Raw genomic sequence first — 15,275 nt, forward strand, 5'->3', positions numbered from 1 at the left:
TTTGGCGACCGAGTACAATTACAATTTCAAAAGTAAGCTACGGAATCCAGGTCAGTTTATGTTACTCAAATCTACGACTCGCCACATTCATATTTTCTCGGCAGAAGTACAAAATAATGAGTTGATCGAAAGTGATAAGGTTCTGACGCTGGATGTTGATCCAGATAATGAATTGGTCTGGAACCAAGATGCGCTGCAAAAGGTGTATAGCAAGTTTGATGAGTTGGTTGAGTCTTACAGTGGTCAAGCACTGACAGACTACAACCTGCGACGAATCGGGTCGGATTTGGAGCATTTGGTGCGAGCGCTGCTTCAGAAGGGTGAGATTTCTTACAACCTAGAGAGTCGGGTTTTGAACTATAGTATGGGATTGCCGCAGGTGAAACCGGAGTAGAGCGATCGAGCTTGCGCGGAAAGTTTCGCTTCGTTTCAGTAGGTTGCAGCTCCCTAAATCCCCCATGAATGGGGGATTTTGAGTGTATGGGGGCTGACTTAAGCGAGTGTAGACCGTTTGAAGAATTTGAAACTTCTCACATAGAGCTGATCTAAATTCTCTAAACTAGAGACAGCGTGTATTACCAGTAATCTGATGACGTTGCCGCCCGGATTGCGTTCTCCTGCTCTTGTTCAAACTCTATCGCTTGTCGCTGATCCGATCGCGTTTTTCGATCGTGCGTCAGCCCGATATGGGGATACCTTTACCACGCGAGTTTTGGGTCTGAATTCCCCGCCTGTGGTCTTTCTCAGCAATCCTGATGCGATTCAAGCAGTATTTACGACACTGGCAGATGCGTTTGAGTTTGGTAAGGTCACGCACGTTTTTCGACCGTTGGTGGGCAATGAGTCGCTGATTATGCAGGAAGGTGCGCGGCATCAGCGACAGAGACAGTTATTGATGCCTGCATTGCATCGGGAGCAACTGCACAGTCAGGGACACTTGATTTGTCAGTTGACGCAGAAACGCATGATCGAGTGGAGCGTGGGAGAGACGATCGCCATTCGCTCTGAAATGTCGGAAATCTCGCTGCAAGTGATTCTTCAAGTTGTGTTTGGTTTAGTGCCCGGAGTGCGCTACGAGCGTTTGAAGCAGCTCCTCGCGCAATTGTTAGAAGCCATCACATCGCCGCTCTATTCAACGCAATTCTTTTTCCCGATGCTTCAGCAAAATTTGGGGCGCTGGAGTCCTTGGGGACAGTTTTTAGAGCAAATGGCGCAGATTGATGAGTTGATCTATGCGGAGATTGTCGATCGACGGTCGCAATCGCTGCAAAATCGTACCGATATTCTCTCGGTGCTGATGATGGCGCGAGATGAACAGGGCGAATCGATGAGCGATCAGGAATTGCGCGATCAGTTGATGACTCTGTTGCTCTTGGGACATGAAACCACGGCATCGGGTTTAACGTGGGCGTTTTATTGGTTGCATCGGAATCAAGAATCGCTCGATCGCTTGCGTCAAGAATTAGAAAGCTTGGGCGAAAATCCTGATCCGGTCGCACTTTCACAAGCGCCTTATCTCACCGCAGTTTGTAAGGAAGCGCTGCGGGTTTATCCGATCGCGCTGATCTCACAGCCGCGTAAGGTGAAACGAACGATCGAGATTGAAGGTTATACCTACGAGCCGGGAACGATTCTGATTCCGTGTATTTATCTGGCGCATCGGCGCGAGAAAACCTACGAACACGCGGATCAATTTAATCCCGATCGCTTCATCAATCAGAAGTTCTCGGCGTATGAATATTTGCCGTTTGGGGGTGGGAGTCGCAGTTGTGTGGGAATGGCGCTGTCGATGTTTGAGATGAAGCTGGTGCTGGCAACGGTGCTCTCTTGGTACGACTTTGAAACGACGCTCGCTCGCTCAGTTCATCCAGCGCGGCGAGGAATTACTTTCGTGCCACCCGATACGTTTCGGCTGAAAGTGGTGCGCGATCGGGCAATAATCCCCGAATTGCTTCACAATCCGTAATAAACACGACAGAAATGCTTCACTTCATTACAAATTACAAAGGATGAATCCCTAAGTGCTTTAAGATCGGCTTAATGGTTGCCGACGTTTAGGACAATTGTTATGCCTGCGATCCAGTATCAGCTTCAGTCACAGCTTGATCCTCAAGGTCTCTATCAGTTTCTTCTCAGGTGTAAACAATCTATCTCTCGAACGGTTAATTCTTGCATTGCCAGCATTTCTTTGAGTGTTGAAGAGATTGATCTGCTTGCGGTTCTAGAAGCATTGGTCAAGCCGGATCAAAAGCATTTTTATCTTGAGAACACACAAGCAGTTTTAGCATTTGATCCGGTTTTAGAATTTCAGGCTGAAGGAGGAGATCGATTCACCCAAGTTAAAAGATTCATCCAAGCGACGTTAGATCAAACTCATCAAATTGGAGCGCTCGATACCGAATTTGCTGGAGCGCATTTTTTTTGTAACTTCTCTTTTTTCGAGCAAACAGCCGATCCATTATTTCCAGCAGCGAATGTCTTTCTTCCTAGATGGCAAATTTCGCGCGCTCAGGATCGATCGACGATCACAGCAAATCTAAAAATTTCAGAGACTTCCGACTTAGAAACAACCGTAGAGCAAACGTTTCAAACCATTCAGAGAATTCGATCGATTAAACATAATGTGATTCGCTTGGCGATTGATACACCGAAACCTTTTTTCAAACGGCAATCCGTTTCGCATCCTGGGCACTATCAAAAATCTGTTGCCGCAGCGTTAAAACTGATTCAGCAAGAGCGATTTAACAAAATTGTTTTAGCTGATGCTTTGGATGTCATCTCGCCATTACCGTTTAATTTAGTTGGATCGCTGAGTAACTTACGATCGCGCTATCCCAACTGCTATATTTTCTCGGCAAGTAACGGAAAAAATGCAGCCTTTATCGGTGCAAGTCCAGAGCGGTTAGTTAAGATTCAGCACGATCGTTTACTCACTGAAGCTTTGGCGGGTTCCGCTCCACGGGGTAAAACTCGCGCTGAAGATGCTCGACTGGCAGCAGCATTACTCAACAGTCAGAAGGAAAAGCGTGAACATCAGGTTGTGATTGATTCGATCGCTCAACACCTTAGAAATTTGAATCTCACACCGCAATTTTCGCCGCCGCGATTGCTGCAACTCCCCAACATTCAGCATTTACAAACCCCAATTCGGGCTGTGATTAAATCTGATGTGCATCTGCTTGATGCAGTCGCAGAACTTCATCCGACACCTGCCGTTGCAGGCGCACCGAAATTGATTGCCTGTGAACATCTACGATCGTTTGAGGCATTCGAGCGATCGTGGTACGCGGCTCCGATCGGTTGGATCGATGCTCAAGGGAACGGTGAATTTGCAGTCGGAATTCGCTCTTGTATCTTGCAGGGGAATCGGGCGCGATTGTTCGCAGGCGCGGGAATTGTGTCAGGATCAGATCCAGAGAAGGAATTCGCTGAAGTTCAACTCAAACTCAAAGCTCTGTTGAATGCCCTTGTATGAACACTCCTGTAAGTCAAATTCCGCCGCTTGAGAATGGCGATCACTTAACTCGCGCAGAGTTCGAGCGCCGCTATGCTGCCTCTCCACACATCAGAAAAGCTGAATTAATCGAAGGAGTCGTGTACGTGGCATCAGCGTTACGCTTTCAGTCCCATGCAGAACCTCATAGCAATTTGAATGGTTGGCTGACGATCTATAAGGCATTTACTCCTGGCGTTCGACTTGGAGATAATCCAACTGTTCGACTGGATCTCGATAACGAGCCTCAACCCGATCTAGTTCTGTTTCTTGACCAGAGTCGAGGTGGACGAGTCGTTATTGATAGTGACGATTATCTGGCTGGCACACCTGAATTAGTGATTGAAGTTGCCGCGAGTAGTGCCGCGATCGATAGTGGAAGCAAAAAACGGGTTTATCGCCGGAATGGAGTCCAGGAATATATCATCTGGCAATCCTACGAGAAGCGTGTGGACTGGTTTCAATTGGTTGAAGGTGAATATCGATTGATGCTGCCAGATGAAACAGGGATTATTCGATCAAGCATTTTTCCCGGTTTGTGGCTCAGCGTCGAGGCTTTATTAGGCGGAGATATGATCACCGTATTGGAAACCGTTCAGGCAGGAGTGAGATCGCCAGAACATCAAGCTTTTATTAATCGGCAATGAATTTAGATTTTCGGAATGTGAATACGCTTTGGGCTTCGGTTTTAGTCGAAACTTTAGCCCGATCAGGCTTAAAAACTGCAATTATTTGTCCAGGATCGCGATCGACTCTCCTAACGGTTGCATTGGCCCGTCATCCTCAAATCGAAGCGATTCCAATCTTAGATGAGCGATCGGCTTCTTTTTTCGCACTTGGAATTGCTCGAAGAACTCATAATCCTGTGGTTTTAGTCTGCACCTCCGGATCAGCAGGCGCGAATTTTTATCCCGCAGTGGTTGAAGCGCGAGAAAGTCGAGTGCCATTGTTAATTCTGACCGCAGACCGCCCGCCGGAATTGAGAAATTGCAACGCAGGACAAGCGATCGATCAGCAAAAACTATTCGGTTCCTATGTCAATTTCTACACAGAGATTGCAATTCCTTCAACAGAATCATCAATGCTGCGATATTTGCGTCAAACAATGCTCAATGCAATGCAGCAAACTCAATATCCGATCTCCGGAGTTGTTCATCTCAATTTGCCGTTTCGCGAACCCTTAGCCCCGATCGAACAACCGGGAATGTCGATCAATATTCCCAATGATTTCTTCGATCACATTCACCCTAAAGTTTCAGCACAATCAAAGTCTCCCATGAACGGGGGATTTAGGGGGCAAATCAACCTTGCCGGCCAACGCGGAATTATCATTGCTGGAGTCGCTCAACCAGAGTCACCCAACCAATATTGTGAAGCGATCGCTCATCTTGCCAAATCGCTCTCGATGCCTGTTCTGGCTGAAGCGCTTTCACCTGTACGGAACTATGCCAGCCTCAATCCGTATCTAATTTCAACTTACGACACGATTCTCAGAAACAAAACTCTTGCTAAAAGCCTTGCACCTGAAGTTGTGATCCGAATCGGAGAAATGCCAACGAGCAAAGAATTACGGCTCTGGCTGAATGCGATTCAACCGACGCAAATTGTGATTGATCCGAGCGATCGTAGCCTCGATCCTCTTCACGGCAAAACCATTCATTTGCAATGTTCGATCGAATCCCTCGAATCACTTCCAAGCGTTGAGCCATCTGATTTTCTGCATGACTGGCTTAGTGCAGAATCGAAAATGCGGAGAACGATCGATCAGTTCCTGGCAAAAGAAACCGCTTTATTTGAGGGCAAAGCGGCTTGGATATTGTCACAATCTCTTCCGGCTGAAACGCCGCTATTCATTGCAAGCAGTATGCCTGTGCGCGATGTGGAGTTCTTCTGGAAACCTGGAAACTCGCAGACTCAGCCGTTCTTCAATCGAGGTGCGAATGGCATTGATGGAACCCTTTCAACCGCTTTAGGAATCGCGCATCATCAGCAAGCAGTCATGCTTACAGGAGATTTAGCGCTATTGCATGACACCAATGGATTTTTAATCCGATCGCACTTCAAAGGACATCTAACTATTGTTTTGATCAACAACAATGGTGGCGGCATTTTTGGAATGTTACCGATCGCGCCCTTCGATCCCCCGTTTGAAGAATTCTTTGCCACCCCACAGAACATTGATTTCTCCAAACTTTGTCAAACATACGGCATAAAACATGAAATCATCGAACATTGGGAGCAATTGCGCGATCGCATTCAATCGCTTCCCAAGAGCGGCATTCGGGTACTTGAACTAAGAACCGATCGCCATGACGATGCCAACTGGCGCAAAACCAACTTAAGAACATTCGCGGACTCAATAGAACTATGACGATTGAATGGCATAGCGTAAAAACCTACGAAGACATCCTTTATCACAAAGCCGACGGCATCGCCAAAATAACCATCAACCGTCCCCACAAGCGAAATGCCTTTCGCCCAAAAACCATTGTTGAACTGTATGATGCTTTCGCCAACGCCCGCGAAGATAGCCGCATCGGAGTCATTCTCTTGACAGGTGCAGGACCTCACACCGATGGGAAATACGCCTTCTGCTCCGGCGGGGATCAAAGTGTTCGGGGTCATGCAGGCTATGTTGATGAAGCGGGTATCCCACGATTAAACGTACTGGATTTACAGCGATTGATTCGATCGATGCCCAAAGCGATCATTGCTTTAGTGGCAGGCTATGCGATCGGGGGCGGTCATGTCTTGCATTTATTGTGCGATTTAACGATCGCGGCTGATAACGCCATCTTTGGACAAACAGGTCCAAAAGTGGGTAGCTTTGATGGTGGCTTTGGGGCAAGCTACATGGCGCGGATTGTCGGACAAAAAAAGGCGCGAGAGATTTGGTATCTTTGTCGCCAGTACAACGCTCAGGAAGCCTTAGAGATGGGATTGGTAAACACAGTCGTTCCAGTGGATCAACTCGAAGCAGAAGGTATTCAGTGGGCACAAGAAATTCTAGAAAAAAGCCCGATCGCAATCCGTTGTCTCAAAGCTGCGCTGAATGCAGACTGCGATGGACAAGCCGGACTTCAGGAACTCGCAGGAAACGCCACCATGCTTTACTACATGACCGAAGAAGGCTCAGAAGGCAAACAAGCCTTTCTCGAAAAGCGCAAACCCGACTTTCGCAAATATCCTTGGTTGCCTTAACTTTTCTCTGAGCTACCACAATTTAGAGTTTTAACGATTTTGAACATTTAAGGGTTTCTTCACAGTCTTCCATAGCTCTGATTGCTCCCTAATCTTTTACTTCAGGTAACTATACGGTGGTAAAAGTAATCAACTTGTAGCGAGATGTGATACCAAATTGATTTTTGAGTGCTACAGATCTTGGAAGCCCCCTAAATCCCCCACGTGTGGGGGACTTCAAGCCAAATCTGTTTCGGATTCTCAAAGTCCCCCAGTATGGGGGATTTAGGGGGCGAAGGATCTGTCGCATTAATAAATTGATTCGGTATGAAATGACTAGGATGGAATTGTTGAGTCATTCAACCTGAATCTGTCGAGTCTGGCAGATTCTGTAAGTGAGTTTGTTGGGAGACTGTGAGAATGATTCGTTTGTTAGTTGGTATTTTGGCGTTCGTGATTAATCAGGTCTATATCAATTACTACCGAGATGGCAATCTGTATATGTTTGATGAGTTCCAAGCCAGCAGAAAGCCTGAAGAGCGCCGTCCCAAGATCGACAATTTGTATGATGTCTTCATGGCAATTCGAGATGATGAATCAGAGCACGTTAAAACCATGATTGCCCGTCAGCACCCTGATGCACAATTGATGCTACAAAGTCCGCATACGGCTTGCGCGATCGGGGGCACTGCATCCAATGAAACCAACGATGAAGCTTTTGCTGCTTAACTTCAGGGCAGAGCTTCGCTGACACTAGCAGACTGTGAACAAACTATTTCCTTAACGATCGTCTGCATTGCTGCTAGCGTTACTTTTCAGCTTTTGAATGTGTTGCTTGCTAAGTATCTGCCGGAAGACGAGGACGGCGGTGAACTTTCTCCAGACGGTCGGGTGCTGGAAATGTTGAGTGAACACACCTTATACCGAATTAAACATAGAATGCGACAGATCATACTCAAAGTCCCCCATTCTGGGGGATTTAGGGGGCGAGAATCTGTCGCATCCACAAATCAATCTGGTATTAGAAGGCTGGCTCCTCACAGGGCGGCATGGATTCTTCTCAACCTAGGAAGCATTCGTTCATGTGATTGATTCAATTTAACGTGAGCTTCACGTCCTCAGTTAAATCCTCAGTTTTGCCTGTCGTTGCCGCCTTGACAAAGCCATAAGCTTTCGCAACCCAACCCGCAGGAGCATCCCAGTATTCTGCTTTCGTCGCACTCACTTTTAGCAAAGCAATATCAGGCTCATCGAGTTCTTTGGGAAACCAAGCTTTGAGTTCTGGTGTCCAAAGTTCTTCCATTTTGGCGCGATCGCGCACCAGTTCCGCCGTTCCTGAGAGCGACACATAGCGCTGTTTGTCTGGAGCAGAGAAGCTAACATTCACCTGATGATGGTGATTCACTTCAGTGACTTTGTGCGAACTCGCATAGGTAAAAAACCAGAGATCACCATTGGCTTCGACTTCACTATTGACAGACATGGGGCGACTGCGAAGGCTGCCATCGTCATCGATCGTGGTTAACATACAGAAGTTAATGTCCTTGATGATGTCGCGCAGCTTTTGTAAAGACTGATCAGAGTCGGTTGCAAGCGTCATTTTGTTGGTTCCTTCTTAGCATCATTTCTCACAATGCCGTAATCGAAAGATTTTTTCTCAAACCTTTAGAGAGGAGTTTGGCTCTATCAATTGGCAGAGGTTGCGTTGAGATCGCTAGTTTTGGCTAAATACTGAGCAGCTTCTTGAAGCTTCGACATCTTACTTTCTCCACAAAGATATGTTTGCAGTGACGTGTTTGCAGTGAGTAACCTAACAGTATCCAGAGGCTTGAGAAGCTGACAGAATATGCTTGTATTTGGCTATCTGCAACAGTACCCGCGTGGGTGATGCCAGAGCAACTCTCGATCAGCCACTTTAGATGCAGTTGAAGCAAGCGAACTGCTCACTATTGACCGAATCCCTGCTAGGAGGTCACTGGAATGGAAACCACAATTCCTATTTCCATCATGATCGTTGGGCATCCATTGCTTGAATCAGTAACGGTGGCATGGTCGGCGAACACTGGCATGGTTCCGAAAGCGCTTTCTTTTCCATCAGAAGGAGGGACGACGGAAGCTGAACTGACAAGCGAGAATCCTGCGATCGCTAGGATTCATTGTCAAGCTCAAGTGAACTTTGCCATCGCAAATTGGGAGGTCATTCACTGGGACGTGAGCCAATCGGTGCAACAGGGCGGCGATCGTATTGTGATTGATCCGGGACAGTGGATTCAATCTCTCAATCTGCAATTTGAGGTTGCAGCCATTGAGACAATGGATTCAGTTGAAAGTGTTAATCGCAATCATTTGGTGGTTAACCTAAATTGGCAGTCTCCTCATCTTTCCCGTCCTGTCAAACTCTCACACCGACTGACACCCAATCAGAGCTGGGACGTGCCGTATCTGCTATTTCCTGAAGAACAGACAGTCTTTACCATTACTGCATTTGGTGTTGTCAATCAGCGCTTGGTGAAGATGTTGGCTCAGTCGCTTGAGGTTATGCGATCGCAAAAGCTCCCTTCAACATTGATCTTGCTTGCCAAAGATCAAGAGCTTCAACTGTTCGATGCAATGTCTGTATAAAGTCGCTTCGTTTTAGATACTTTACTTACCACAAACCCAGGAGGTTTTATGGTCTCTAGCCTGTCTTCTCAATATTGCGTTGCTTTGTCTGGTCAGAAATGGGATGTCGGTAACTTCACGCTTTGGCAAAGCTCAGATGATGATGTCATTCTGTTCAGTCCCAAACAAGCAACCCTGGCGCGAGATTTTAGAACGGGACGCTATCAAGCTGCAATTAGCCAATTTCGAGTGCAGAAAGATGGAGCTTACAAAACTGTTGGAGGTGGCGCACTCTTTACGCTCTCGACAGGGATTGAATTTGATGCAGATACCTATAAGCAAATCGAACAGCAATGGCGTGAGGAAGTTGTTAAATCAGGACGCTCTAAGTCGACCAATCCTCGCTTTGTTCCCTTGGTCACTCGCAAAGGAACAGTGGAATTGTTGATTCCTGAAGTGATTGGTAAAGCGAGCCAATCGACGATCGACAACAAAGAATTCGGCGTGATTGGTTCTAAGGTGTCTTTGCTGGCAAACTTGACGGCTGAAGGGGCGCAAGCCTTGGCGCAAGCTGTTCGGAATCGGGAGAATACACCGATCGGTGCAATGGTACGGTATGAGTATCTGCAATCGATTCCAGAGTGTATTGTCGAAGTGGATGTGAATGGAAGCCGTGTGTTTAAGCATCTGTCCGCTCAGTTGAAAGCGAGCTACGACGGATGGTTCTACGGTGGCAGCATCGACTTGCAAGCACAATGGGAAAGCATGGTGCGGAATGGTGCCATTTCTGTAAAAGTGCAAGGCTTGGATAAGTTGCCAGATGGCATGGAGGAAGTCAAACAAAATCTGCTGAATACCTTTATTGATCAGGCATTTAAGAACTTCTTCCCGATGCTGTTTGAGAAAAAACCAGATGTTAAACCTGCTGAGGCGGGTAACACTTCTGGATGGTTTGGCGGTGCCAATTTCGCGCTGAAATGGCGGAAAGAGTCCGACGTGACCAATCTTTCCTTGAAGATGGAGTTTAACGGTTTCTCCTGGCTGAAAGGGGCAATGGATACAGGCGCAACGTTCCTTTCTGAGTTGGATGCAAGCTATCTCAATGAAGTGAACACCGAGCTAACCTTCCCGTTACTTCTGAGTGTTTCTCCTGATGAGATGGTGAAGTCGGTTGCACTGTCTTGTTCTGCAATGGAAGATGGTCGTCCGGTAATGATTCCGGCTTCTGATGTGTTTGGTGCGGATGTTACTTCTAAGCAATATCTACTCACCAGTCAAAAGCCTGATAAAGTGCGGATTAACTATCAGGCACAAATTGACTTCAACAATGCGAAGTTTCCAATCATCACCGAGAAGGGTTCGACCACGGGGGCGCAGCCTTCTATCACCATCAAACCGTCTGCTCGTCTGGGTCGAGTGAATATCTATCTCTACACCTTTGACAGCGACAATCAGATTAACTTAATGCCGGGTGACAAGGATGAATTAGTAGTTAACGTTTCGGTTGCAGGAACACATCTGAAGAATCCGATCAAGGAATCTGCTCGGATTAAGCCGTTCCCGAATGGAGAACCGATTACATTCACGTATCCAATGCCCCTTGATGGCACTCAGCCAGTCGTCACCTTCAGTGCAATGGGAGTGATTGGCACTAAGTTAGTCCGCGCCAAAGAACAACCGATTACTTTAACCGAAGAGTCAATCTTCATCGTGGTGGATAAGAACGGGGTGCGACTGATTTCTAAAGAAGCTGACTTGCCCGAAAGCGATCCGATCGCCGATCGCCTCCTCACAGCAGGAACCAATCCAGTGATTCACCTGAGCGAATCTGAGAACAAAGAGCCTGAGTCTGAAAAGACCGAACCCAACGGTAATGGAAACGGGAACAAAAAAGCGATCGCTGGAACATTAACCGCAGTGGAGTACGGCAAATTTGGTCCAGCACTGTGGATCGAGGAACTCAGCGGCAGCAAGCAGCGCGTCATGCTGCATGATGTGGAAGAAGCTGATCCGTTTGATGATGAAGGTCGCAAGAAGGTCAAAGTTCTGGTCGATGAAACGGGTTACGCAGAATCGATCGTCATTGAACTGTAATCCATAACTGGTGTGGATGAAAGAATTGCTTCTTTCATCCACGCCCTTGAGAATAAATGGTGAGCAACCTATGTCTGATGAACGAACAGTCTTAGTTCCTTCAAACTGCGAAATTCTCAGTCATGCGAGTACCGAGATTTTGCATACCTATCGCAACGGTGAAGTCTTAGTCCGAACTGCCGCACCGATCGATTCAACAGAAACCTTAATCAATTCGGGTGTGTGTTTAGACAGTCGTTTAGACGGTCAAACTAATCGTCTCCTCGAATCTAGTCGATCGCCCTTAGACGCATTCAGCGATCGTGACATTATCACTGCCTATCTTGAATTAATTGGTCCGCTTGATCCAGATTGGTTATTGATTCTTCAACAATTAGAAATCGAATTACTTCAATTTCAGCCTGAACATAGCTTTTTGAGCCGAGGTTCTGTCCAAGCTTTTCGGCAGGCATTGAAGCAATATTTTGTGATAGGTGTTGTGCCGATCAGCGCTGAAACGAAGCCTCAACCGCCAGCACCCGAAAGCGGAGAAGAAGAGGTTTGGATTGTTGTGCAGGATCAGCCCGATCGCACTGCTCTGATTCAAGAACTCAATTCGATTCCTGAGGTTTCAATTGATCCAAATCAGCCGATCGAGAGTGTTGGATTTTATCTACGTCTGCGGGGTCGGGTTTCTGCTCAAGGACAAGCCGCTCTACTCCAGCATCCTCATGTGTTGGCTGTAGAACCTTACAGTCCTGTGCAGCCTGAAGACGAAGTGGCAGGACTGATTTTGGCGGGACAATACAACAGTTTGGGACAACCTCAAGGATCATATCTGCGATGGTTGGAAGATCATGGCATCAATGGTGCAGGAGTCACGATCGGAATTGTAGATGCAGGGGTTGAAGCAAACCATCCCGCATTTACGGGGCGAATTAAGCAACTGAATCCTGATCGCAAATCCTGGCACGGTACGTTTGTGGCGGGTCATGCCGCAGGATGTTATCTAGAAGAAAAAGATAGCAATCAATTTATCTATGGATTAGGCATGGCTCCCAAAGCGGAGATACTCATTCAAGATAACCAATCGACTCCGATCGCACTCTGTCGCGAAACCGTTACCGAGAAAAGCCCATCCGGTCAAATCGGGAGCATCCAGAATAATTCCTGGGGCGCGGGAACTAAAAATCCAATGGATTATGGCTCACAGGAGGCAACCTACGATCGTTTAGTCCGCAATGCTGATCCAGATAGTGCGATCGCAAAACCCTTAAACATCTGTTTTTCGGCAGGTAACTCTGGTATCAATGGTTTAACTCGCCCAAAAGCTGCAAAAAATATCATTGTCACAGGAAATTCAGAAAACTATCGTCCCGCTACTGGCAAAGAACAAAGCGACAGCATCGATCAGCTTTATCAAGGTCCGCGAGGCAGCAGTTATGGTAATTGTGGGGATGGTCGCATTGCACCGCATCTCGTCGCACCCGGAGAATGGACAGCTTCTGCAAACTATGATTCTAATCCGGGCGATCGTGAATATATCAGTTCACAGTTAACTTGGGGAAGCGGCACGTCTGCGGCAAGTCCTAAAACGGCTGGAGCGTGCGCCCTTTTGATTCAATGGTGGCGACAACATCACTACAATCAAGACCCATCGCCTGCGCTGCTAAAAGCGATGTTAGTTAATGGTGCTGAACCTTTGAAAGCAGGTGGATTTATCCCCAATATGCAGCAAGGCTGGGGCAGACTGAACTTAGAGAATGTACTGCGTCCAGATGTTCAACGCATCTATATTGATCAATCTATCCGACTGAAGCAGCGCGGCGACAATCAGACCTGGAAAATTCGAGTTGCAAATCCGAATCTTCCAGTGAAAGTAACCCTATGCTGGACTGATCCACCAGGAGCATTAGGAACTGGAACAAGCACTGCTTCTGCGATCGTCAATAAGTTAGCTTTACGATTAGAAGCAAACGGCGAAACCTATCGAGGCAACCAATTCCAAAATGGATGGTCTTATCAGGATGGAAGTCGCGATCGTGAAGGGTGGGATAATCTACAAAATATTTTTCTAGCGCCCGGAACTGCAACAGGCACGTTACAGGTCACAGTGACTGCACTGGAAATTACAACGAATTGCCTCACTGGGAAAATTGATATTCCGCAGCAAGACTTTGCTTTAGTGATTAGCAATGCAACGATCGAGACTGACCAGACTAGCGTCTTCGTGAGTGTCGATCCAAATACAAACACTCAAACTAAGCCTAAAGATTCAGGAGATTATTGGGCAGGAAGAAACCAAGATCGCCAAAGCGTAGACTATGACTGGTGGCAGAAGATTGACAACAATACTAAACCCAAGCCAAAACCTGCAACCCAACAGCAGATCGAAGCTTGGTGGATGAGAGAGGATATTGGATCATCTAAGCCGGAAAGCGATCGCGCACTTCCGCCTGCGATCGTCGAATCTTTAGAAGCAAGCATCACGGTCGTTACAGCAGATCAATCGCATCAGATTGTGATGGCAAATCGAACCGAATCAGAAAGCAGTCGGACGAACTCATCAGAAGGGCTTGTGACCATGGGAGGTGGCAAAATTGCTGAAAGCACAAAGGATATTACTTCACTCCTTCAGTATCCAGTCGATCTAAGCCGTGCATTGCTTCAATTGATGCAGAATTGGACTCAGTTCGGCTCACTTCAGCAGAAGCAAGTTGCAGTTCTACTGGTCGGAGCAGGAACACGAGTCACCGCAGATGACCTTTTCGCATTACGACGACTCGCACAGTTAGGACAACTCTATCTAATTTCAACAGATGCTCAGTTGCTATCGTTTCTAGTACAACGGGTACATTACTCTCCTAATCTATTCTGTCGTCTTGCAAAAGATGAGAATGCTTTACCCACTTTACTGCGTGATACGATCGTCGAAGCCAGTGGAGGACAGCAATGTGAGATCGAGATGAATTCCATTGTGATTGAGAACAATTGGCTCAGTTACTACAGCTTCAACGTTACACATCTCGATCGTCATCTAACAATCCGATTGCAATTCCCACTTCAGCAAGCGCTACCTAAAATCGCACTTTACCGACCTGGACAAGAGACGATCGAACTCTCCTCCAGCATTTCAGGCATTCAGGTCACATCGGGTGAGGATTTTTTACAGATAGATTGCGATCGCTCATCTATCAGCGCAGGAGCATGGAAATTGCTGCTCCAACAAGCGACACCCGATGATACTTACCGGATTAGAGTTTGGGCATGGACTGATCTCGGTATTTCCATCGACCAAAAAACGCTAAGTGTCTCTGATCAGGAACTTGAGTTTCTTATGACGGTTCGGGGTGGTGAGGGAATTACATTCCATCGGCTACAAGGACAACCTCGATTGATTCAGGAAACCACAAGCTCTCGTGAAGTAGAGTCCGATCGTTTCATCGAAGCAACTGCGATCGCGCCACGGGAAGGACAGCGGCAACCTGAGTCGAGCCGCACCGTTAATGCAGCAGAATTGGGAACTGTGATCCGGGTGATGCCCTCTCAGCCAGGAGCCATTGCTCTGGATGTCCCGATGTGGGTTGAAGGCACAGATCCGCAGGGCGTTCAATTCACACGGTTAATTCGCCAGAGTTTGCTTCATCTTGAATCTCGATCGCAGTGGCGACAGCGCCTTGTAGAAGCAGCGGAACTCTTTTTCACGTCAGCCCGAATGATTGGTGTAGAGCGAGAAGCGGAAGCCATTGTTCGCTTAAAGCTTCAGCGCAGCGATCGCACTCGATGGGTTTCTGTTACTTCACCTTCTCTCAGAACTCAATTGGAGTGGATTTTAAAGCAATCTTGGTCTACGCAGGAATGTTTAGTAGGCATTACAGGTGATGAATTGTTCGGACTCTATCGGGCTTTGAAATAAAACACACTACTT

Annotated in this window: 10 protein-coding genes and 1 pseudogene; 10 read left to right on the plus strand and 1 reads right to left on the minus strand. The window is 47.1% G+C overall.

The features are described 5' to 3' along the window. The first annotated feature begins 58 nt into the window (after window positions 1-58). The 7 genes and pseudogenes from H6F51_12075 to H6F51_12105 all read left to right on the plus strand — a co-directional run bounded on the left by H6F51_12075 (window position 59) and on the right by H6F51_12105 (window position 7,402). Complete coding sequence (locus tag H6F51_12075; GenBank protein ID MBD1823216.1) at window positions 59-394, plus strand: NAD(P)H-quinone oxidoreductase subunit M; 336 nt, start codon at window positions 59-61, stop codon at window positions 392-394. 195 nt (window positions 395-589) lie between these two features. After that, window positions 590-1,966 carry a cytochrome P450 gene (locus tag H6F51_12080; GenBank protein ID MBD1823217.1) on the plus strand — a complete coding sequence of 459 codons (1,377 nt, stop codon included), beginning with the start codon at window positions 590-592 and terminating at the stop codon, window positions 1,964-1,966. A gap of 102 nt (window positions 1,967-2,068) precedes the next feature. Beyond that, window positions 2,069-3,475, plus strand: coding sequence for an isochorismate synthase (locus H6F51_12085; protein ID MBD1823218.1), 1,407 nt, complete (start codon window positions 2,069-2,071; stop codon window positions 3,473-3,475). Further along, a complete protein-coding gene (locus tag H6F51_12090) occupies window positions 3,472-4,140 on the plus strand; it encodes a Uma2 family endonuclease (GenBank protein ID MBD1823219.1) in 669 nt (222 codons plus the stop codon). Before H6F51_12085 ends, H6F51_12090 begins: the two co-directional genes overlap by 4 nt. Then, a complete protein-coding gene (menD, locus tag H6F51_12095) occupies window positions 4,137-5,864 on the plus strand; it encodes a 2-succinyl-5-enolpyruvyl-6-hydroxy-3-cyclohexene-1-carboxylic-acid synthase (protein ID MBD1823220.1) in 1,728 nt (575 codons plus the stop codon). Before H6F51_12090 ends, menD begins: the two co-directional genes overlap by 4 nt. Further along, window positions 5,861-6,694 (plus strand): 1,4-dihydroxy-2-naphthoyl-CoA synthase, encoded by an 834-nt coding sequence (menB, locus tag H6F51_12100; GenBank protein MBD1823221.1) that lies wholly within the window; start codon window positions 5,861-5,863, stop codon window positions 6,692-6,694. The genes menD and menB overlap by 4 nt, the downstream gene beginning before the upstream one ends. 441 nt (window positions 6,695-7,135) lie before the next feature. Next, window positions 7,136-7,402, plus strand: a pseudogene (locus H6F51_12105) (hypothetical protein). Window positions 7,403-7,766: 364 nt separating this feature from the next. Here H6F51_12105 and H6F51_12110 read toward each other — a convergent pair. Next, the gene (locus tag H6F51_12110) at window positions 7,767-8,273 is read right to left on the minus strand and encodes a pyridoxamine 5'-phosphate oxidase family protein (GenBank protein ID MBD1823222.1); all 507 of its coding nucleotides are present in this window, start codon (window positions 8,271-8,273) and stop codon (window positions 7,767-7,769) included. A 380-nt stretch (window positions 8,274-8,653) separates the two neighbouring features. On the opposite strand from H6F51_12110, the gene H6F51_12115 reads away from it, so the two are divergent. From H6F51_12115 to H6F51_12125, 3 genes are all read left to right on the plus strand, one after another. Continuing rightward, window positions 8,654-9,295 carry a hypothetical protein gene (locus tag H6F51_12115; GenBank protein MBD1823223.1) on the plus strand — a complete coding sequence of 214 codons (642 nt, stop codon included), beginning with the start codon at window positions 8,654-8,656 and terminating at the stop codon, window positions 9,293-9,295. Window positions 9,296-9,343: 48 nt separating this feature from the next. Continuing rightward, complete coding sequence (locus tag H6F51_12120) at window positions 9,344-11,368, plus strand: hypothetical protein (protein ID MBD1823224.1); 2,025 nt, start codon at window positions 9,344-9,346, stop codon at window positions 11,366-11,368. A 70-nt stretch (window positions 11,369-11,438) separates the two neighbouring features. Further along, entirely contained in the window at window positions 11,439-15,263 is a 3,825-nt protein-coding gene (locus tag H6F51_12125) for a S8 family serine peptidase (protein MBD1823225.1), read from the plus strand. Window positions 15,264-15,275 lie beyond the last annotated feature (12 nt).

The sequence above is a fragment of the Cyanobacteria bacterium FACHB-DQ100 genome (assembly GCA_014695195.1).
GTDB lineage: Bacteria > Cyanobacteriota > Cyanobacteriia > Leptolyngbyales > Leptolyngbyaceae > Leptolyngbya.